Raw genomic sequence first — 20,134 nt, 5'->3', positions numbered from 1 at the left:
ACCTACCTGCCGTAGGAGGCGCCGCTTCCGAACTCGACGGGCGGGGACGGGTGGTGGCCCTGGAGGAGAAGAAGCACGCACACCGCCTCGTCCTCGACGCGGTCCGCGACGACGCCCGCACCGTTCAACAACGGGGAGGGGGCCCGCGCTTCAAGCGCCGGGCCCCCTCCCCGTTTCCCGTGCTCAGAGGCTGCCGATCACCTGGCGCAGCGCGCTGATCACCTTGTCCTGCACACCCGCCGACAGCGACGGGTACATGGGCAGCGAGAAGATCTCCCCGGCCAGCCGCTCGGTCACCGGCAGCGAGCCCTTGGCGTACCCCAGGTGCTGGAAGCCCGTCATGGTGTGCACGGGCCACGGATAGCTGATGTTGAGGGAGATGTCGTACGCCTTCATCCGCTCGATGATCTCGTCACGCCGGGGATGGCGCACGACGTACACGTAGTACACGTGCTCGTTGCCCGCGGCCGTGGCCGGCAGGACCAGGCCGCCTTCGCCGGTGAGGTCCGCGAGGCCCTCCTCGTAGCGCCGGGCCACCGCCCGCCGGCCCTCGACATAGGCGTCGAGGCGGGGCAGCTTGCGGCGCAGGATCTCGGCCTGCACCTCGTCGAGCCGGCTGTTGTGGCCGGGCGTCTCGACGACGTAGTAGACCTCCTCCATGCCGTAGTAGCGCAGCCTGCGCAGCGAGCGGTCGACGGACTCGTCGTCGGTGACGACGGCACCGCCGTCGCCGTACGCGCCGAGCACCTTGGTCGGGTAGAAGGAGAACGCGGCGGCGTCGCCCAGCGTGCCGGCGGGGCGGCCGTGGTGGCGGGCGCCGTGCGCCTGGGCACAGTCCTCCAGCACCGCCAGGCCGTGCTCGCGGGCGAGGGCGCGCAGTGGCTCCATGTCGACACACTGCCCGTAGAGATGCACCGGCAGCAGCGCCTTGGTGCGGGGGGTGAGGGCGGCCGCGACCTGGGTCACGTCCATCAGGTAGTCCTCTTCGCGGACGTCGACGAAGACCGGTGTGGCGCCGGTGCCGTCGATGGCCACCACCGTCGGGGCCGCGGTGTTGGAGACGGTGATCACCTCGTCCCCGGGGCCGACGCCGATGGCCTGGAGGCCGAGCTGGACGGCATTGGTGCCGTTGTCGACACCGACGCAGTGCTGTGCGCCGTGGTAGTCGGCGAACTCCCGCTCGAAGCCCGCCACGCTGGCGCCGAGCACCAGCCTGCCGGAGGAGAAGACGGTCTCGACGGCGTCGAGCAGGTCGGTGCGTTCGGCGTGGTATTCCGGGAGATAGTCCCAGACATAGGTGGTCATGTGGTGCTCAACCTCCTGGCGGATCGGTTCGTTGACGGCGGTGCGGTGCGGTGGGTGCGCAGTGCGGCCAGCCAGCCGTCGCGCACCGACTCCGCCAGGGGAATAGGGGGCTGCCACCCCAGGTGTGTGCGAACCGCGGCGGTGTCCACGCACAGCCAGTCGGCACCGCCGCCGGGCGAGCCGGGCGGCGGAGGCAGCTCCACCACGCTCGCGGGGATCCCGCTCGCGGTGACGAGCACATCGACCAGGTCGCGCACGGGCACGGCCTCGCCCCGCCCGATGCCCAGCGGTTCCGGGACGGCGGGGGCCGAGGCCGCGGCGACCACCGCGTCGGCCACGTCCCGGACGTCCACGTAGTCGCGGCGCGCGCTCATCCGGGTCAGTTTTACGACGGCCTCGCGGCCCTCGTCGGACGCGGCCAGCAACTGCCCGGCGACCCGGCCCAGCAGACTGACGCCCGGGGTGCCGGGCCCACACACGTTGGAGACCCGCAGCACCGTGCCGTCCACACGGCCCTCGGCGGCGGCGCGCAGCACCGCCTCGGTCGCGGCGAGCTTGCCCCGGCCGTAGGCGGTATCGGGGCGCGCCGGGACGGCGGCCGAGACCCGGGTGCCGGAGGGGACGGGCCCGAACTCCAGGACCGAGCCCAGGTGGACAAGCCGGGGGGTGTCCGGCATTCGGCCGAGGGCGTCCAGCAGCCGCAGCACGGGAACCGCCGTCGCGGACCACATCTCGGCGTCGGTACGGCCCCAGATGCTGCCGACCGAGTTGACCACGACCGACGGGCGCAGCGCCCGAAGGGCGCGGCCCAGCTCCCCGGGTCCGGTCTCCGCCAGGTCCAGCAGCGCGGTGCGGTACGGCAACGGATCCTCGGCCGGACGCCGGCCCACCGCCACGACCTCGTGGCCGCGCGCGGCGAAGGCGGCGCAGACATGGCGCCCCACGTATCCGGCCCCACCGAGGACGACGACGCTGGTCATCGCACCGTCCTCAGCGCCGCGACCAGCGTCCTGGCCTGGACGTTGAGATGACCGCCGTACTTCAGCAGCTCCTCCAGCTGGCGTTCGGTCAGCCAGCGGAAGGTGTCTCCCTCACCGACCGGGCCGGCGTCGTCCACCTCGATGATCATGTAGCGGCTCTGTGCGTGATGGAAGCGGCCGCCCTCCTCGGACAGCACCGTGTCGAACAGGGTGCGGGCGAGGGGGGCTCCGAGGACCAGGTCGAGATGGGGCGGCAGGTCGCCGGGCGGCAGGTGGGCATGGTTGGCCGGGGTGCACTGCACCGTCGGGCCCAGCTCCACAGTGTCCAGGAAGCCGGGCTCGGAGCGGGCGTTGACCAGCGCGTGGCGCACCCCGCCGATCCGCTTCACCAGCAGTGCCGCCAGCCCGTCCCCGTGCGGCCGTAGCAGAGGCTGCGACCAGGCGGGCACCTCACGGCGATGGGAGCCGACATGGACGGCGACGATGCTGAAGTAGCGGCCGGACTCGTGTGTGATGGCGTCCGCCGTCCGGTGCCAGCCCGCGAGATCCTGCAACGGCAGTCGCTCGGCGCTCAGTTGGCGCTCGGCGCGCTGGCCGGTCAGCCAGCTGCGGATCTCCCGGTCGGTGTGCAGCCCGGCGTCCGGCCCGGCGTGCGGGCGCCAGTCCGGCAGGCACGCCAGGACCGTACGGGCGTCCATGTTCACCAGGTCGGGGAAGGACAGCAGCGCGCCGAGCTGGCCCAGGGTCAGCCAGCAGAAGTCCTCGCCGGCCTCCACCCCGGGGCCGACCTCCACGACCATGTTCCGGTTGCGCTTGCGCCAGAACCACGAGCCCTGCTCGGACTGGAGGACGTCGGCCAGTACCCGGCCGGGCTCGGGCCGGCGGAAGACGTCGAGCAGGGGAACCGGTGAACCGCCGTGCACCCGCGTGTAGTTGGAGCGCGTGGCCTGCACGGTGGGGGAGAGTTGCATCCCGCCGACGTTCCCCGGCTCGGACTTGGCCTGTACCAGACAGTGCAGGACCCCGTCGAACTCGCGGACCGCGAAGCCGAGGATGCCGTGCTCCGGCTGGCGGATGATCGGCTGCTCCCACTCGCCCACGGGGCCGAAGTCGGAACGCACCTTCAGGCCGTGCACGGAGAAGAACCGGCCGCTGCGGTGGCGCAGATCGCCCGTGCCGGGCGCGAAGTCCCAGCCGCTGAGCCGGTCGAAGGGGATCCGTTCGACCTGCTGCGCGTGCGCGGACCGGCGGTCGGCGAGCCAGTCGAAGAAGGCGCTCGTACTCGTCAGGACGCCCTCCGTGCAGCGCGCGGACACCGCCAGCCGGTCCGCCGTGCCCAGCTCGGGGAGGAGGTCGACGCGTTCCGACGTGGCGGGCTGCGTCATCACCGGATCGTCTCCAGGAACTTCACCGCGGACGCGGCGCCGTCCTCCGCGGACAGCAGACCGCCCAGCCGGGCGGCGGCCTTCCGGAGCGCGGGGTCGGTGGCCGCGATGACGATCGCCGCCGCGAGGCCGGAGGCGGTCAGCTCGCGCTGGTGCAGCGGCGGCGGCGCCACCCCGAGCCGGTGCAGATGCTCGCCCCACATCAGCTGGTTCACCTCGTACGGGCACGTCACCTGTGGGATCCCGGCCGACAGCGCGGCGTTGTGGGCGCCGGGCGAACCGGAGTTGACGGCCAGCCGCACCTGCGGCATCAGCCAGCCGTACGGCACGTCCTCGATCGCCAGGACGTCGCCCCGGGCTTCGTCGGCCGACAGCCCGCCCCAGCCGGCCACCACCACGGCCCGGAACCCGCTCTCCCGCACCGCGTCCAGCACCAGCGAGGTCGTCCGCTCCGGGTCGGTGCCGACCGCGCTGCCGAACCCGATGAACACCGGCTTCTCGCCCGCCTCCAGGAATCGCACCAGCCGTGCGGGCGGCTCCCAGCCGAGCGGCTCGGGCAGATGCCAGAAACCGTCCGTGTGCACGGTGTCGGGCCAGTCCGAGCCTTCGGGGATGACATGCGGGCTGAAGCCGTGCACGACGGGCGTGGGCGTGCCGTCGGCCCCGAAGCGGAAGTCCAGCCGGCCCTCGCGCGGCGGCAGCCCGAGCGTCTCGGCGCGCCACCGGTCCACCACGTCGATGACCTGCGGTGGCAGGAAGGTGCGCACATCGATACGGCTCTGGTCCTGGCGGCCGGAGAAGATGTCCGACAGCAGGCCGAAGGCCGGATAGTCGTGCGACACCACGAAGTTGGGGTACAGGGCGCCCAGGACATGCGGCACGCCCAGCTTCTCGGCGATCTGTGGGATCGCCTCGCGGAACGCGTGCGAGTGCACGATCAGGTCCGGGCCGTGCTCCCGCGCCACCGCCCACAGGTCGTCGAGGACCGTCGCGTAGTGCGGCACCATCTCCTGGCGCACCGCCCGCCGCTGCTCCTCGATCTGCTCGGTCGGACGGTCGCTGTGCGCCTGGAGATGGCGGATGTCCGCACGGGACCGCACGGTCACGGCGGCGTCGTCCAGCGGGGCGAACGCGACGCCGTACTCGGCCGCCAGCGCGGCGAAGAGCCGGGGCGCCGCGAGCACGGCCTCGTGCCCCGCCCGCTGCATCGCGTACGCGAGCGCGAGATACGGCTGAATATCGCCGCGCGTTCCATAACTGTAGATGAGGGCCTTCAAATCGGTGCCTCCCCCTAGTGGTCGGAAGAACCACAGTCTCCATTCTCTGCAAGTACCCGCAAGAGGCAGCTTGTTCCGTACAGAACCGCTCCAGCGCAGGCCCGGATCCCGGCGTTAGCGTGACCGAGGAATTAGTCGATCCCTCAATACGGCTTCGCTGGAGGACGTGGGGCATGAAGGCCCTCATCTACACGCACGGCAGCCGCGGTGACGTCCAGCCGTACCTGGCGCTGGCCCACGCGCTGAACCGCGTCGGCCACACCGCGACGCTGGTCGGACCGCGCCTGTACGAGGCCTGGGTGACCGGTCACGGGGTCCGTTTCGCACCTGTCAACGACGAGGTGGTGAGACTTCAGCAGCGGCCCGACGTCCGCCGGATCCTCCTCCATCAGGAGAAGGCCGGAGACGTTCATCAGCAGGAACGCGAAAGGATATTCCAGGAGTTATTCCCCAGGGTTTATCCGGTGGTGCTGCGAGAAATGTGGGAGGCCGCAGAGGCGAGCGGAGCCGATGTCGTCGTGCATTCCCATTCGTCCCGTCAGGCCGTGCACCAGATCGCCGAGAGACTGGGCGTTCCGCATGTCTTCGCCAGCCTCTACCCGCACTTCGTGGCCTCCCGGCACTATCCGCCGGAGGTCGGCTCCTTCGAGGAACGCGCGGACAACCTGGAGCGGCACGCCCGCGCAGAGGACGCGATCGGACAGGGCGCGGTGGGCGAGCTGTTCAGGAGCTGGCGCGCCGAGGTGCTGGGGCTGCCGCCCCGCCCTGGCGCCCTGGACCACCGCTTCCGGGCCGACGGCAGCCCCGCGCCGGTCGTGTTGGGCTTCAGTCGGTACGTCCTGGAGCCCGCTCCCGACTGGCCCGACTGGGTCCATGTCACCGGCCCGTGGGTGCTGCCTACGGCCCCCGAATGGCAGCCCCCGGAGCGGCTCCAGCGCTTCCTCGAGAACGGCGAACAGCCCGTGTTCGTCGGCTTCGGCAGCCTGCTCGGCAACGACCCCGAGCACACCGGGCGCGTCGTCGTGGAGGCGCTGCGCCGGACCGGGCTGCGCGCGGTCGTGGTCACCGGCTGGGGCGGCATCGAGATCTGCGACCCGCCGGACTCCGTCCTGGTGGAGCGGGAGATCCCCTACGACTGGCTGCTGCCCCGGGTACGGGCCGCCGTGCACGCGGGAGGCTCCGGCACCCACAACGCGGCCCTCGCGGCCCGCCTCCCCCAGGTCGCCTGCCCCTTCCACAAGGAGCAGGCGATGTGGGCCGGGCGGCTGCACGAACTCGGCGTCGCCCCGGCGCCGTTGCACCAGCGCGACCTCACCGCGGACGCCCTCGCCGACGCCCTGCACACCGCCGTCACCGACCCCGGCATCGCCTGCGCGACGGCCCGCCTGGCGGAGCGCACGGCGGGGGAGCGGGGCGCCGAGGACACGGTCCGCGTCCTCGAACAGACGGCGGCCGGACGGTCCTAGGACCGCGACCTGCCCCGTGCACAGCCGCACAGCACAACGCCGAAGAACCGAAGGAGATCAGACATGTCCAACCCGTTCGAGAACGAGGACGGCCGCTACCTGGTGCTCGTCAACGACGAGGGCCAGCACTCCCTGTGGCCGGTCTTCGCCGAGGTACCCGCGGGCTGGGAGGTGGCGCACCCCGAGGACAGCCGCCAGGTCTGCCTCGACTACATCGAGAAGAACTGGATCGACATGCGCCCCAAGAGCCTCATCCGCCAGATGGCGGGATGAGGGCCGCCGCCTCCTGGCTGACCGTGCTGTGGGGGCGGGTTCCCGAGGGCGACGAACGGCGTGCCACCCACGCCGCGCTCGTCGCCGCGGCGGCACGGCTGACCGGCCGGCCCGCCGGCCTGATCCGGCTGGCGTACGACCCCGGCGGCCGGCCCCGACTCACCGGGCCGGCCGCCGACCTGAAGGTCAGCCTCAGCCACGCCGGGGGCGTCTCAGCCGTCGCCCTCGGCCGTGGCCCGGCCGAACTCGGCATCGACATCGAGCCGTTACGCCCCCTCCCGGCGGCGGCCCTGGCCCGCCGCTGGCTGGACGTGGCGGCCGCCGAGTGGCTCACGGCCCTCCCCGAACACCAGCACCCGGAGGCCTTCCTCACGCTGTGGACCCGCAAGGAGGCCCTGGGCAAGGCCCGGGGCCACGGCCTGCGCGCCGGCGGCCTTCACCACCCGGTCCCGCTCCCCACCCTCTGGCCCCCAACCGCCCGCCTACACCTCCCGCCTCGTCCGGGCGCGCCCACCACGACTGTGGCGATGGTCGGTACCACCCGAGCGGTGGTGTCCGTCGCCCTGGAGTGACCGCGGCCGGGACACGACCCACCCGAAAGGACCCGGCCCGTGGCGTCCGACGCCGATGACACGCGAAACCTCCGTGGTCCTGCGCTGCGGCGCCTGGCAGGGATCTGCCTGCGGCACCCCGGCGCATTGGTGCCGACGCTGGTCGGCGCGGTGGGGGCCACGGCGACGAGCGTCGCGGTCCCGCTGCTGACCCAGATCGTGCTGGACGACGTCGTTGTCAGCGCCGTACGCCCCCTGCTGCCCTGGATCGGCCTGCTGCTGCTCGCCGCCCTGGCCCGCTACGCGCTCACCTTCCTGCGCCGCCACTACGCCAACCGGCTCGCCGCGGACGTCCAGCACGAGCTGCGGACGGCGATGTTCCGGGCGGTGTCCCGGCCCGACGGACCCGGACCGGAAGGGCTCGGCCCCGGCCAACTCATGGGCCGGGCGACCGGTGACCTCGACGTCGTCCACAGCCTGGTGGCCACTCTGCCCGCGCTGCTCTCCCAACTGACCACCGTGGTCGGCGTGCTGGCCGTGATGGCGATGCTGTCGGTGCCGCTGACGCTGGTGAGCCTGGCCATGCTCCCAATGCTGTGGCTGCTCGCCAGTCGCAGCCACCCGCGGATGCTCGCCGCCTCCTGGCGGGCGCAGGACCGCGCGGCCGCCGTCGCGGGCGTCGTGCAGAGCTCCGTCGCCGGCGTCCAGCTCGTCAAGGGCCACGGCCGCGAGCAGCAGGAGACGGCCCGCTTCACCGAGGCGGCACGGGAGTTGTACACCGCCCGGCTGCGCCTGAACCGGCTGGTCGCCCGCTACCAGCCGGCGCTCCAGGCCGTACCGGCGCTCACCCAGGTCGCCGTCCTCTTCCTCGGCGGCTGGCTGGCCACCCGCGGCGACCTCAGCCTCGGCACCTTCGTCGCCCTCTCCATGTACCTCACCCAACTCGCCGACCCCATGCGCCAATTGGCCGGACTCCTCAGCTCCGTTCAGCAGGGCACGGCCGCCTGCGAGCGCGTCCTGGAGGTGACCGGCGCCCCGCCCAGCCACCCGGACGGCATGCTCCCGCTGCCCGGCGACGGCCCGCTCGCCGTGGAGTTCGACCGCGTCGCCTTCGGCCACGACCCCGGCCGTCGAGTCCTGGACGGCCTGATCCTGCGCATCGAACCGGGTGAGACGGTCGCCGTCGTCGGCGGCACCGGCACCGGCAAGTCCACCCTCGCCCTGCTGCTCGCCCGCTTCCACGAGGCACAGTCCGGCTCGGTGCGGATCGGCGGCACCGACGTACGCGATCTGTGTCTGGACGCCCTGCGCGGTGCCCTCGCCCTGGTCCCCGAGGAGACGTTCCTCTTCGCCGGGACCGTTCGCGAGAACATCGCGCTGGGCCGCCCCGACGCCACCGACGCCGAGATCCGTGAGGCCGCCCGGCTGGCCTGGGCCGACGACTTCGTCACCGCCCTCCCCGGGGGCTACGACACCGAACTGACCGAGCGCGGCCAGTCACTCTCGGGCGGCCAGCGTCAGCGCCTCGCCCTGGCCCGCGCCCTGCTGGCCCGCCCCCGCCTCCTCGTCCTCGACGACGCGACCTCCGCCGTGGACACCCGCGTCGAGGCCGCCATCCACGCAGGCCTGCGCACCCTCGCCCACGACCACAGCACCCTCCTCATCGCCCGCCGCCCCTCCACCCTCGCCCTGGCCGACCGCATCGCCGTCCTGGACGACGGCCGCATCACCGACATCGGCACCGAGCCGGAGCTCCTCACCCGCTGTCCGCAGTTCCGGGCACTGTTCGGGCACGAGGAGAACCCGACACGACAGCCGCACCCCGAGACCACCCCCGCCGACACCCCCGCCCCCGCAGCCCGGCCCCTCTCCGCAGCCCTGACCACCGCCGTCCCGACCACTTCCACCCCCCAGACGCCCCCCACCCCCGACAACCCCGCCGTGGACGAGGCATCCGCCACCCGCCCTCTCACCACCCCCTTCTCCCTCCGCACCCTCACCCGCGGTTTCCGCCTCCCCCTCGTCGCCGGTCTCGCCCTGGTCCTCGCCGAAGTCGGCTGCGGGCTCGCCCAGCCGTACGCCGTGCGGTGGGGCATCGAGAGCACCGTCGGCTCCGTGGCTACCGGCGCGCTGACGGCGGCCTGCGTGGCCGCCCTGGCCGTGGCCCTGCTGCGCTGGGCGGTGCAGGGCGGCTCCATACGGGTCACCGGACGCACCGGCGAGCGCCTCCTGTACTCCCTGCGCCTGCGCATGACCGCCCACCTGCACCGCCTCGGCCTGGACCACTACGAGCGCGAGGCCGACGGCCGGATCCTGACCCGGATGACCACGGACGTGGACGCCGTCGCCGGCTTCCTCCAGACCGGCTTGCTCGCCTTCCTCGCCTCCCTGCTGACCATGGCTGGCGTCCTGGTCGCCCTGCTGGTCACCGACCCCGTACTGCTCCTGGTGGTCCTGGTCGCCCTGCCCGCCCTGTACCTGGCCACCGCCGTCCTCCGCGGCCGCGCCGTTGCCGCCTACCAGCTCGCCCGGGAACACACCGCCACGGTCAACGCCGCCCTCCAGGAGAGCGCCGAGGGTATGCGCGTCATCCAGGCCTTCCGCGCGCAGGACGCCTTCCTTCGCCGCTTCGCCGCGCACAGCGACGCCTACCGCCGCGCCCGGATCCGCTCGCAGTTCCTGATGGCCGTGTACTTCCCGTTCATCGAGTGCGTCGCCGCCGTCGCCGCCGCCGGCGTCCTCGCCCTCGGTGCCCAGCGGGTGCGCGACGGCGCGATGGAGGTCGGCACGCTCGTCGCCTACCTCCTCTACCTGGAGCTGTTCTTCGTCCCCGTCCAACAGCTCTCCCAGCTCTACGACGCCTTCCAGCAAGCCCGCGTCTCCCTCGACCGCATCGGCGCACTGCTGAACCTGCCCACCAGCACCCCGCTGCCCGAACACCCCCACCCGGTCGTCCCCCTGCACGGCGAGATCACCTTCCGGGACGTCCGCTTCCGCTACGCGGACGACACCGTGCCCGCCCTCGCCGGCGTCACCCTCACCATCCCCGCCGGCCAGCGCGTCGCCGTCGTCGGCGAGACCGGCTCCGGCAAGTCCACCCTGCTCAAGCTCGTCCCACGGTTCTACGACCCCACCGCCGGCACCGTCCTCATCGACGGCACCGACGTGACCCGGCTCGACCTGAGCGCCTACCGGCAGCGGCTCGGCGTCATCCCGCAGGAGCCCTACCTGTTCGCCGGCCCGGTCCGCGACGCCATCGCCTACGGCCGCCCCGATGCCACCGACGCCGAGATCGAGGCGGCGGCCCGCGCGACCGGCGCCCACGCCTTCGTCACCGCCCTTCCCGGCGGCTACCGGCACCAGCTCACGGAAGGCGGCCGCAACCTCTCCGTCGGCCAGCGCCAGCTGATCGCCCTCACCCGCACCCAGCTCGCCGCCCCCGCGATCCTGCTGCTCGACGAGGCGACCTCCGCCCTGGACCCGGCCACCGAGGCCCTGGTCAACACGGCGACCGACCGGCTCGCCACCCGCCGCACCGCCCTGATCGTCACCCACCGGCTCGCCCTGGCGGCCCGCGCCGACCGCGTCCTCGTCCTCGCCGACGGACGCGTCCGCGAGGACGGCAGGCACGACGAGCTCCTCGCGCTGGGCGGGCACTACGCCGCCCTGTGGCGCGCCCACGAGGCGCACCCCCGCACAGCACTCCAGACGCAAGGAAGGCCCCTATGACCACCGAGCAGCTGACGCCCCGCCGGCGCATCCTCCTGGCAGAGCCCCGCGGCTTCTGCGCGGGCGTACGGCGAGCCATCGGCATCGTCGAGCGCGCCCTGGACCTGTACGGCGCGCCGGTGTACGTCCGCAAGGAGATCGTCCACAACCACCATGTGGTGGGCGAACTGCGCCGCCGCGGCGCGGTGTTCGTCGACAGCGAGGACGAGGTGCCCGAGGGCGCCGTGTGCGTCTTCTCCGCCCACGGGGTCTCCCCACAGGTGCGGGCGGGAGCGGCCGCGCGCCGACTGGACGTCATCGACGCCACCTGCCCGCTGGTGTCCAAGGTGCACCAGGAGGCGGTCCGCTACGTCCGCGACGGCCGCACCATCCTGCTCGTCGGGCACGAGGACCACGAGGAGGTGGAGGGCGTGCGCGGCGAGGCGCCCGCCCGCACCCTGGTCGTGGAGAGCGCCGAGGACGTCGCCCGGTTGGATCTGCCTGACGACACCCCGGTGGCCTACCTGACCCAGACCACGCTGTCCTTCGACGAGACCGCCGACGTCATAGAGGCCCTGCACCGGCGCTTCACCGACCTCGTCGGCCCGCACGGCGATGACATCTGCTACGCCAGTCAGAACCGGCAGAACGCGGTGAAGTCCCTCGCCCGCTCCTGCGACCTGGTGTTGGTGGTCGGCTCGCTCAACTCCAGCAACTCCCTGCGGATGGTCGAGGTCGCGCGCCGGGAGGGTTGCGCCGCCCATCTCGTCCCTGATGCCACGCACCTGGACGAGGAGTGGCTGGAGGGGGCCCGCACCGTCGGCCTCAGCGCCGGCGCCAGCGCCCCCGAGGTTCTGGTCCGCGGTCTGGTGGAGCGCCTGGCCGAACTGGGCCACACCGAGGTCCGCGTCGACGAAGGCACCCCGGAGGACGTCGTGTTCGCCATGCCCGCCCGGCTCGCCGACCCCGTGACCGGCCGGGCCCCGCTGACACCGCTCGCCGACGAGAACGGGTGACCGCACAGATGACCACCGGCATCGAACGCCCCCTGCCCGCCCTCGCGGCCCTGCGTGGCCCCGAGGAGCTGCGCACGCTGAGCCTGCCCCAGGTGGAGGAACTCGCCGGGCACATCCGGGACTTCCTCGTCGACAAGGTCAGCCGCACCGGCGGCCACCTCGGCCCCAATCTGGGCGTCGTGGAGCTGACCCTCGCCCTGCACCGCGTCTTCGACTCGCCCCGCGACACCGTTCTCTGGGACACCGGCCACCAGACCTACGTCCACAAGATTCTCACCGGCCGCGCGGACGCCTTCGACGCGCTGCGCCAGCCCGAGGGCCTGTCCGGCTACCCTGCGCGGGCGGAGTCCGCGCACGACGTCATCGAGAACTCGCATGCCTCCACCGTCCTGAGCTACGCCGACGGTCTTGCCAAGGCGCACGCACTGCGCGGAGTCAGGGACCGGGCGGTCGTCGCGGTGATCGGCGACGGCGCGCTGACCGGCGGCATGGCCTGGGAGGCGCTCAACAACCTCGCGGCGGCCCCGCACCGCCCGGTCGTCGTCGTCCTCAACGACAACGGCCGCTCCTACGCCCCGACGATCGGCGGCATCGCCAACCACCTCACCGCACGCCGCGCGGGCGAACACACGAGTCTGCCCGGCCTGTTCGAGAACCTGGGGCTGCCCTGTCTGGGCCCGGTCGACGGCCATGACGTGGGCGCGCTGGAGGAGGCCCTGCTCCGGGCCGCAGCCCTGCGCCGCCCGGCGGTCGTGCACTGCGTCACCGAGAAGGGGCGCGGGCACGCGCCGGCCGAGCGCGACGAGTTCGACCGCTTCCACGCGGTCCGCGCCCGCCCCGCCGAGGGCAAGGCCCCGGCATCGAAGAGACCGTCGTGGACCTCCGTCTTCGAGACCGAGCTCCTCGCCGTGGGCGAGCGGTACCCCGACGTGGTCGCTCTGACCGCCGCGATGCTGGAGCCGACCGGCCTCGGCGCCTTCGCCCGGCGCTTCCCCGAGCGCACCTTCGACGTGGGCATCGCCGAGCAGCACGCCGTCACCTCCGCCGCCGGCCTGGCCCTCGGCGGACTCCACCCGGTTGTCGCCGTCTACGCCACCTTCCTCAACCGAGGCTTCGACCAGCTGCTGATGGACGTCGCCCTGCACCGGGCCCCGGTCACCTTCGTCCTGGACCGGGCCGGGGTCACCGGCGAGGACGGCGCCTCCCACAACGGCATGTGGGACCTGTCCCTCTTCCAGCTCGTGCCGGGCCTGCGGGTCGCCGCCCCGCGCGACGCCGAGACCCTGCGCCACGCCCTGCGCGAGGCCGTCGCCGTCGACGACGCACCCACTGCGCTGCGCTTCCCCAAGGGCGCCGTACCGGAACCCGTACCCGCCGTGGACACCGTCGCCGGCGTGGACGTACTGCACCGCTCCGGCGGTCGGGACGTCCTGCTGGTCTCGGTCGGCCCGTGCGCCCGCATGTGCCTTGACGCGGCGGAGAGGCTCCAGGAGCGCGGGATCGGCGTCACCGTCGTCGACCCGCGCTGGATCAAGCCGGTCGCGCCCGCCCTCATCGAGCTCGGTCTCGCGCACCGGGCGGTGATCAGTGTCGAGGACGGCGGCCGCTCCGGCGGCGCCGGAGCGGCCCTGGCCCAGGCACTCACCGACGCGGGCGCCCGCCGCCCGGTCCAAGTGATGGGCCTGCCCCAGCGGTTCCTGGCCCAGGGGCGGCGCGAGGACATCCTCGCCCGCAGCGGACTGACCGCCGACGTGATCCTCTCGACGGCACTGCGCGTGATCGGGAAGGAAGAAGGAGAATGACGGTCCAGCTCGGCATGCCCGCCGCACCGCCGCAGACCCTCGGGGAGCGCCGCCGGACGCGCGCACTGCGCGTGGGGGAGGTGGGCGTCGGCAGCGACTTCCCGGTCGCCGTGCAGTCGATGACCACCACGGTCACGGCAGATGTCGATGCCACCCTCCAGCAGATAGCCGAACTGGCCGCTGCGGGCTGCGACATCGTCCGGGTCGCCTGCCCCTCGCAGGACGACGCCGAGGCGCTGCCCGTCATCGCGGCCAAGTCCTCCCTGCCGGTCATCGCCGACATCCACTTCCAGCCGAAGTACGTCTTCGCCGCGATCGACGCCGGCTGCGCGGGGATCCGGGTCAACCCGGGCAACATCCGCAAGTTCGACGACCAGGTGGCCGCCATCGCCCGCGCCGCCAAGGACCGCGGCACGCCGATCCGGATCGGCGTGAACGCCGGCTCGCTGGACGCTCGCCTCCTCACCAAGCACGGCAGGGCGACGCCGGAGGCGCTCGTGGAGTCGGCGCTGTGGGAGGCCTCGCTTTTCGCCGAGCACGACTTCCACGACCTGAAGATCTCCGTGAAGCACAACGACCCGGTGGTCATGGTCCGCGCCTACGAGCTGCTGGCCGAGGCGTGCGACTACCCGCTGCACCTCGGCGTCACCGAGGCCGGCCCCGCCTTCCAGGGCACGGTGAAGTCCGCCGTCGCCTTCGGCGCCCTGCTGCGGCAGGGGATCGGGGACACGATCAGGGTCTCGCTCTCGGCGCCGCCCGTGGAGGAGGTCAAGGTCGGCATCCAGATCCTCCAGTCGCTGAACCTGCGGCCGCGCAAGCTGGAGATCGTTTCCTGCCCGTCGTGCGGCCGGGCGCAGGTCGACGTCTACAAGCTGGCCGCCGAGGTGACCGCCGCCCTGGAGGGCATGGACGTGCCGCTGCGGGTCGCGGTGATGGGGTGTGTGGTCAACGGCCCCGGCGAGGCCAGGGAGGCGGACCTGGGGGTGGCCTCCGGCAACGGCAAGGGGCAGATCTTCGTCCGGGGCGAGGTCGTACGGACCGTCCCCGAATCCAAGATCGCCGAGACCCTCATCGAGGAGGCACTGAAGCTGGCGTCCAAGCAGGGCAAGGTAAGAATCTGACTAGAGCATTGCCAAACCGTGGGGGAATTAGTCGCCTCAATACCAGACAAATAGGCGGCGTTCCTGCGCAGGTGTGCAGGTTCACTCTCATGCGTGACGTCGAGCACACCATCCAGGTAAAGACCTCATCAAATAGTTTGTGATACGGTTCACGAGAACCCCGGACAGAGCCGAAGGACCGCAGTGCGACGGTCGGTTGGCGTGAGTTTCACCGCTCGACCCGGGGACTACGCTCGTCCATGACGACACCCCACGCCCCCTGCGAAAGCGGAGTTGCCGCCATGCCGTCCAATGACGTCCGGACCCTGCTTCAGGCCGCTGTGCCCACAGCCGCCGTCGGTGCTCTTGCCGCCGGCATCAGTGCTGTGGTCACCGGTGCCGAAGGGGCGATCGGGGCGGTTGTCGCGACGCTGGTCGTGATTCTCTTCATGGGAATCGGGTTCTACGTTCTGCAGCGCACTGCCAAAACGCTTCCGCATCTGTTCCAGGCAATGGGCCTGATGCTGTACGCGGCACAAATTCTTCTGCTGTTCATCTTTCTCGCGGCGTTCAAGAACACGACGCTTTTCAACCCCAGGGTCTTCGCGCTCACGCTGGTCGCAGGCACAATCGCCTGGATCGCGGCGCAGGCGCGTGCCCACGTGAAGGCAAAGATCCTCTACGTTGAACCCGACTCCACGACGGGGGACAGGCCCCACAAGACGGGGCACTCGTCGTGAGAGGTAGGGCCGGGATAAGGGCGTGTGAGAGAGCCTGCTATCGTCCGGTGCCAACTGCGGCATCGCGGGCGCGGGCATCTGAGCTGACGCCTGCTCAATCGCGAGGCTTGATGCCCCACAGCCGCCCCCACATCCGTAACACCAGTCCAGTGCCGAACCGCGGCTGCGTGCCGCGCCGACACAACGAGGTTGCCGTACCTATGCGCCACGCTGAAGGAGCCCGCGGTGAGTGCTGACCCGACGCAGGTGCTCGCCTTCGAGACCGATTGCCACCTCTTCGACGGTTGTGGCTTCCCGGCTCCGGGCCTGCACTCGTTCCTGTTCGAGCCGCTTCTGGGCGACGGGGACAGCAACGCGTACTTCAACAAGACGATGCTGCTGGCGCTGCTTGGCTCGGTCATCATCGTCGGCTTCTTCTGGGCCGCCTTCGCCAAGCCGAAGGTGGTCCCGGGCAAGCTGCAGATGGTCGCCGAGATGGGCTACGACTTCATCCGCAAGGGCGTCGTCTACGAGACCATCGGCAAGAAGGAAGGCGAGAAGTACGTCCCTCTGGTCGTCTCGCTCTTCTTCTTCGTCTGGATGATGAACCTCTGGTCGATCATCCCGGTCGCCCAGTTCCCGGTCACCGCGATCATCTCGTACCCCGCGGTACTGGCCGGCATCGTCTACATCCTGTGGGTCAGCCTGACCTTCAAACGGCAGGGGTTCGTCGGCGGCTGGAAGAACATCAGCGGCTACGACAAGTCGCTGGGCGCGGTCCTGCCGCTGTCCATGACCATCGAGGTGTTCTCCAACCTCCTGGTCCGGCCCTTCACCCACGCCGTGCGACTCTTCGCGAACATGTTCGCCGGTCACACCCTGCTGCTGCTCTTTACGATCGCCAGCTGGTACATGCTGAACGGCATCGGCATCGCGTACTCGGGTGTCTCGTTCGTGATGGTCCTCGTGATGACCGCCTTCGAACTCTTCATCCAGGCAGTCCAGGCCTATGTCTTCGTACTGCTGACCTGCAGCTTCATTCAGGGCGCTCTCGCCGAGCACCACTGAGCGCCCGACCTGACTACCAGAGACATCCGGTGGCCAACCCCCACCGGTCATTGAAAGAGAAGGAAGAACGGCATGTCCGCTCTCGCGCAGGCCACCCTCGCCGCCACGGAAATCAAGGGCAACCTCGGCTCGATCGGTTACGGCCTCGCCGCCATCGGTCCGGGTGTCGGCGTCGGCATCATCTTCGGTAACGGTACGCAGGCTCTCGCCCGTCAGCCCGAGGCTGCCGGTCTGATCCGCGCCAACCAGATTCTCGGCTTCGCCTTCTGTGAGGCGCTCGCGCTGATCGGTCTGGTCATGCCGTTCGTCTACCCGACCTCCTGACCCAGACGTCGGACCGCCCCTTTCGACGAAAGGCACTGATATGAGCCCCCTGGTTCAGCTGGCGGCTGAGGAGGCAGAGAACCCCCTCATCCCGCCGATCCCAGAGCTCGTGATCGGCCTGATCGCCTTCGTCATCGTCTTCGGCTTCCTCGCCAAGAAGCTCCTCCCGAACATCAACAAGGTTCTGGAAGAGCGTCGCGAGGCCATCGAGGGCGGTATCGAGAAGGCCGAGGCCGCTCAGACCGAGGCCCAGAGTGTCCTCGAGCAGTACAAGGCTCAGCTCGCCGAGGCTCGGCACGAGGCCGCGCGGCTGCGCCAGGAGGCGCAGGAGCAGGGTGCCACGCTCATCGCCGAGATGCGCGCGGAAGGCCAGCGGCAGCGCGAGGAGATCGTCGCCGCCGGTCACTCCCAGCTCGACTCCGACCGCAAGGCCGCCTCGTCCGCGCTCCGTCAGGACGTCGGCAAGCTCGCGACCGAGCTGGCCGGCAAGCTCGTCGGCGAGTCCCTTGAGGACCACGCCCGGCAGAGCCGCGTGATCGACCGTTTCCTCGATGACCTTGAGGAGAAGGCCGAGGCGACTCGATGACCGTGCACGGAGCCAGTCGCGAGGCTGCCGCCGCCGCACGGGAGCGTCTCGACGCGCTGACGGACTCGACGTCCGCCGACGCGAAGAAGCTGTCCGACGAGCTGGCTTCGGTCACCGCGCTGCTGCACCGCGAGGTGTCGCTGCGTCGGGTCCTCACCGACCCGGCGCAGTCCGGCGAGGCCAAGGCCGAACTGGCCCAGCGTCTCCTCGGCAGCCAGGTCGGCGGGCCCACCACCGACCTGGTGTCCGGCATGGTGCGCTCCCGCTGGTCGCGTTCACGTGACCTGGTGGACGCGCTGGAGGAGCTGGCGGACATCGCCGACCTCACGGCCGCCCAGCAGGCGGGCGCGCTCGACAACGTCGAGGACGAGCTGTTCCGGTTCGGCCGGATCGTCTCCTCGAACACCGAGCTGCGCGCCGCGCTGACCGACCGTGCCGCGACCACCGGCGCCAAGGGCGAGCTGCTGCGCAGCCTGCTCGGGGGCCGGGCCGCCGCCACGACCGAGCGTCTGGTGACCCGCCTGGTGACCGCGCCTCGGGGACGTAGCCTGGAATCGGGACTCGAGTCCCTGTCCAAGCTCGCCGCCGAGCGCCGGGACCGCATGGTCGCCGTCGTCACCTCCGCGGTCCCGCTGAGCGACCCGCAGAAGCAGCGCCTCGGCGCCGCCCTCGCGAAGCTCTACGGCCGTCAGATGCACCTGAACCTGGACGTGGACCCCGAGGTCCTCGGCGGGATCCGGGTGCTGGTCGGCGACGAGGTCATCAACGGCAGCATCGCGGACCGCATCGAGGACGCCGGCCGCCGCATGGCGGGCTAGCCCGCCCGGCAGCCACACAGCACGCAGCAACTCAATACTCGTAGTACGTACTTGAATGCGGCCCTCGTTGGGCCGTGCAGAGGATTCACCTCTTTTTTGGGGGGAGTCCCCATCCCCCCAAGTGAAACTTCGGGCCCAACAAGGAGAGCAGGGAACCCAGATGGCGGAGCTCACGATCCGGCCGGAGGAGATCCGGGACGCGCTGGAGAACTTTGTCCAGTCGTACAAGCCGGACGCGGCCTCGCGCGAGGAGGTCGGTACGGTCACCCTCGCCGGTGACGGCATCGCGAAGGTCGAGGGCCTCCCCTCGGCCATGGCCAACGAACTGCTGAAGTTCGAGGACGGCACCCTCGGTCTCGCGCTCAACCTCGAAGAGCGCGAGATCGGTACCGTCATCCTCGGCGAGTTCAGCGGCATCGAGGAAGGCCAGCCGGTCACCCGTACCGGCGAGGTTCTGTCCGTCGCCGTCGGCGAGGGCTACCTCGGCCGCGTCGTCGACCCGCTCGGCAACCCGATCGACGGCCTCGGCGAGATCGAGACCAGCGGTCGACGCGCCCTTGAGCTGCAGGCTCCGGGCGTCATGGCGCGCAAGTCGGTGCACGAGCCGATGGAGACGGGCTACAAGGCCGTCGACGCGATGACCCCGATCGGCCGCGGCCAGCGTCAGCTGGTCATCGGCGACCGTCAGACCGGCAAGACCGCTCTGGCCGTCGACACGATCATCAACCAGCGTGACAACTGGCGCTCGGGCGACCCGAAGAAGCAGGTCCGCTGCGTCTACGTCGCCATCGGTCAGAAGGGCTCGACCATCGCCTCCGTGCGTGGCGCCCTCGAAGAGGCCGGCGCGCTGGAGTACACGACCATCGTCGCCGCCCCGGCGTCCGACCCGGCCGGCTTCAAGTACCTCGCGCCGTACACCGGTTCGGCCATCGGTCAGCAGTGGATGTACGAGGGCAAGCACGTCCTCATCATCTTCGACGACCTCTCGAAGCAGGCCGACGCCTACCGCGCCGTGTCCCTGCTGCTGCGCCGCCCGCCGGGGCGCGAGGCCTACCCCGGTGACGTCTTCTACCTGCACTCCCGCCTCCTGGAGCGCTGCGCGAAGCTCTCCGACGAGCTGGGCGCCGGCTCGATGACCGGTCTGCCGATCGTCGAGACGAAGGCCAACGACGTCTCGGCGTTCATCCCGACCAACGTCATCTCCATCACCGACGGCCAGTGCTTCCTGGAGTCGGACCTGTTCAACGCCGGTCAGCGCCCCGCGCTGAACGTCGGTATCTCCGTCTCCCGAGTCGGTGGTTCCGCGCAGCACAAGGCGATGCGCCAGGTGTCCGGTCGACTGCGTCTCGACCTCGCCCAGTACCGTGAGCTGGAGGCGTTCGCCGCCTTCGGTTCCGACCTGGACGCGGCGTCGAAGTCGCAGCTGGAGCGGGGTCAGCGTCTGGTCGAGCTGCTCAAGCAGGCGCAGTACGAGCCGATGGCCACCGAGGACCAGGTCGTCTCCATCTGGACCGGTACCACCGGCCGTATGGACGAGGTGCCGGTGGGCGACATCCGCCGCTTCGAGAAGGAGCTCCTGGAGTACCTGCACCGCAAGGAGCAGGGCCTCATGACCTCCATCAAGGAGGGCGCGAAGATGTCGGACGACACCATCACCGCCATCGGCGACGCCGTCGCGGAGTTCAAGAAGCAGTTCGAGACCTCGGACGGCAAGCTTCTCGGCGAAGACGCTCCGGCCGCCGCGGCCAAGTGACGA

18 protein-coding genes are annotated in these 20,134 nt (G+C 71.2%); 13 read left to right on the top strand and 5 right to left on the bottom strand.

Annotation, left to right across the window (positions count from 1 at the left end):
* Positions 1-2: 2 nt before the first annotated feature.
* The 5 genes from PV734_RS42580 to PV734_RS42560 are packed head-to-tail and all read right to left on the bottom strand — an operon-like array spanning position 3 to position 4,947.
* Positions 3-128 carry a hypothetical protein gene (locus PV734_RS42580; protein WP_319098127.1) on the bottom strand — a complete coding sequence of 42 codons (126 nt, stop codon included), beginning with the start codon at positions 126-128 and terminating at the stop codon, positions 3-5.
* A 55-nt stretch (positions 129-183) separates the two neighbouring features.
* Positions 184-1,305 carry a DegT/DnrJ/EryC1/StrS family aminotransferase gene (locus tag PV734_RS42575; RefSeq protein WP_319098126.1) on the bottom strand — a complete coding sequence of 374 codons (1,122 nt, stop codon included), beginning with the start codon at positions 1,303-1,305 and terminating at the stop codon, positions 184-186.
* Positions 1,302-2,285: an NAD-dependent epimerase/dehydratase family protein gene (locus PV734_RS42570; protein WP_319294722.1), complete on the bottom strand. Its 984-nt coding sequence runs from the start codon at positions 2,283-2,285 to the stop codon at positions 1,302-1,304. The genes PV734_RS42575 and PV734_RS42570 overlap by 4 nt, the downstream gene beginning before the upstream one ends.
* Entirely contained in the window at positions 2,282-3,670 is a 1,389-nt protein-coding gene (locus tag PV734_RS42565) for an NDP-hexose 2,3-dehydratase family protein (protein ID WP_319098124.1), read from the bottom strand. The genes PV734_RS42570 and PV734_RS42565 overlap by 4 nt, the downstream gene beginning before the upstream one ends.
* Positions 3,670-4,947, bottom strand: a complete 1,278-nt coding sequence (locus PV734_RS42560; protein ID WP_319098123.1) for a glycosyltransferase — start codon at positions 4,945-4,947, stop codon at positions 3,670-3,672. Before PV734_RS42560 ends, PV734_RS42565 begins: the two co-directional genes overlap by 1 nt.
* 173 nt (positions 4,948-5,120) lie before the next feature.
* Between PV734_RS42560 and PV734_RS42555 the strand changes: the two genes are divergently transcribed.
* From PV734_RS42555 to atpA, 13 genes are all read left to right on the top strand, one after another.
* Positions 5,121-6,413, top strand: a complete 1,293-nt coding sequence (locus tag PV734_RS42555) for a glycosyltransferase (protein WP_319098122.1) — start codon at positions 5,121-5,123, stop codon at positions 6,411-6,413.
* A gap of 63 nt (positions 6,414-6,476) precedes the next feature.
* Positions 6,477-6,686, top strand: coding sequence for an MbtH family protein (locus PV734_RS42550; RefSeq protein WP_319098121.1), 210 nt, complete (start codon positions 6,477-6,479; stop codon positions 6,684-6,686).
* The gene (locus tag PV734_RS42545; protein ID WP_319098120.1) at positions 6,683-7,258 is read left to right on the top strand and encodes a 4'-phosphopantetheinyl transferase family protein; all 576 of its coding nucleotides are present in this window, start codon (positions 6,683-6,685) and stop codon (positions 7,256-7,258) included. The genes PV734_RS42550 and PV734_RS42545 overlap by 4 nt, the downstream gene beginning before the upstream one ends.
* 39 nt (positions 7,259-7,297) lie before the next feature.
* Positions 7,298-10,966, top strand: a complete 3,669-nt coding sequence (locus PV734_RS42540; RefSeq protein ID WP_319294721.1) for an ABC transporter ATP-binding protein — start codon at positions 7,298-7,300, stop codon at positions 10,964-10,966.
* The gene (locus PV734_RS42535; protein WP_319098117.1) at positions 10,963-11,961 is read left to right on the top strand and encodes a 4-hydroxy-3-methylbut-2-enyl diphosphate reductase; all 999 of its coding nucleotides are present in this window, start codon (positions 10,963-10,965) and stop codon (positions 11,959-11,961) included. The genes PV734_RS42540 and PV734_RS42535 overlap by 4 nt, the downstream gene beginning before the upstream one ends.
* Before the next feature lie 32 nt (positions 11,962-11,993).
* Positions 11,994-13,763 carry a 1-deoxy-D-xylulose-5-phosphate synthase gene (locus tag PV734_RS42530; RefSeq protein WP_415924363.1) on the top strand — a complete coding sequence of 590 codons (1,770 nt, stop codon included), beginning with the start codon at positions 11,994-11,996 and terminating at the stop codon, positions 13,761-13,763.
* On the top strand, positions 13,760-14,884 hold the full coding sequence (gene ispG / locus PV734_RS42525) for a flavodoxin-dependent (E)-4-hydroxy-3-methylbut-2-enyl-diphosphate synthase (RefSeq protein ID WP_319098116.1): 1,125 nt from the start codon (positions 13,760-13,762) through the stop codon (positions 14,882-14,884). Before PV734_RS42530 ends, ispG begins: the two co-directional genes overlap by 4 nt.
* A gap of 281 nt (positions 14,885-15,165) precedes the next feature.
* On the top strand, positions 15,166-15,603 hold the full coding sequence (locus PV734_RS42520) for a hypothetical protein (RefSeq protein WP_319098115.1): 438 nt from the start codon (positions 15,166-15,168) through the stop codon (positions 15,601-15,603).
* Between the two features lie 225 nt (positions 15,604-15,828).
* Positions 15,829-16,650 (top strand): F0F1 ATP synthase subunit A, encoded by an 822-nt coding sequence (gene atpB / locus PV734_RS42515; protein WP_319098114.1) that lies wholly within the window; start codon positions 15,829-15,831, stop codon positions 16,648-16,650.
* Positions 16,651-16,722: 72 nt separating this feature from the next.
* Positions 16,723-16,974 (top strand): F0F1 ATP synthase subunit C, encoded by a 252-nt coding sequence (locus PV734_RS42510; protein ID WP_319098113.1) that lies wholly within the window; start codon positions 16,723-16,725, stop codon positions 16,972-16,974.
* Positions 16,975-17,014: 40 nt separating this feature from the next.
* Entirely contained in the window at positions 17,015-17,560 is a 546-nt protein-coding gene (locus PV734_RS42505; RefSeq protein ID WP_319098111.1) for a F0F1 ATP synthase subunit B, read from the top strand.
* Positions 17,561-17,562: 2 nt separating this feature from the next.
* Positions 17,563-18,378, top strand: a complete 816-nt coding sequence (locus PV734_RS42500) for a F0F1 ATP synthase subunit delta (protein WP_319098138.1) — start codon at positions 17,563-17,565, stop codon at positions 18,376-18,378.
* Positions 18,379-18,538: 160 nt separating this feature from the next.
* On the top strand, positions 18,539-20,131 hold the full coding sequence (gene atpA / locus PV734_RS42495) for a F0F1 ATP synthase subunit alpha (RefSeq protein WP_319098109.1): 1,593 nt from the start codon (positions 18,539-18,541) through the stop codon (positions 20,129-20,131).
* Positions 20,132-20,134 lie beyond the last annotated feature (3 nt).

Source organism: Streptomyces sp. AK08-02, assembly GCF_033795085.1.
Taxonomy (GTDB): Bacteria; Actinomycetota; Actinomycetes; order Streptomycetales; family Streptomycetaceae; genus Streptomyces; species Streptomyces echiniscabiei.
Note: the sequence above shows the minus strand (reverse complement) of the source record. Positions and strands in the feature narration are given on the sequence as shown.

Bases quoted from the DNA above. Each gene is read 5' to 3' on its own strand.
- PV734_RS42575 (WP_319098126.1), bottom strand. From the start codon at position 1,305: ATGACCACCTATGTCTGGGACTATCTCCCGGAATACCACGCCGAACGC.
- PV734_RS42570 (WP_319294722.1), bottom strand. From the start codon at position 2,285: ATGACCAGCGTCGTCGTCCTCGGTGGGGCCGGATACGTGGGGCGCCAT.
- PV734_RS42565 (WP_319098124.1), bottom strand. From the start codon at position 3,670: ATGACGCAGCCCGCCACGTCGGAACGCGTCGACCTCCTCCCCGAGCTG.
- PV734_RS42555 (WP_319098122.1), top strand. From the start codon at position 5,121: ATGAAGGCCCTCATCTACACGCACGGCAGCCGCGGTGACGTCCAGCCG.
- PV734_RS42550 (WP_319098121.1), top strand. From the start codon at position 6,477: ATGTCCAACCCGTTCGAGAACGAGGACGGCCGCTACCTGGTGCTCGTC.
- PV734_RS42545 (WP_319098120.1), top strand. From the start codon at position 6,683: ATGAGGGCCGCCGCCTCCTGGCTGACCGTGCTGTGGGGGCGGGTTCCC.
- PV734_RS42535 (WP_319098117.1), top strand. From the start codon at position 10,963: ATGACCACCGAGCAGCTGACGCCCCGCCGGCGCATCCTCCTGGCAGAG.
- ispG (WP_319098116.1), top strand. From the start codon at position 13,760: ATGACGGTCCAGCTCGGCATGCCCGCCGCACCGCCGCAGACCCTCGGG.
- PV734_RS42520 (WP_319098115.1), top strand. From the start codon at position 15,166: ATGCCGTCCAATGACGTCCGGACCCTGCTTCAGGCCGCTGTGCCCACA.
- PV734_RS42510 (WP_319098113.1), top strand. From the start codon at position 16,723: ATGTCCGCTCTCGCGCAGGCCACCCTCGCCGCCACGGAAATCAAGGGC.
- PV734_RS42505 (WP_319098111.1), top strand. From the start codon at position 17,015: ATGAGCCCCCTGGTTCAGCTGGCGGCTGAGGAGGCAGAGAACCCCCTC.
- atpA (WP_319098109.1), top strand. From the start codon at position 18,539: ATGGCGGAGCTCACGATCCGGCCGGAGGAGATCCGGGACGCGCTGGAG.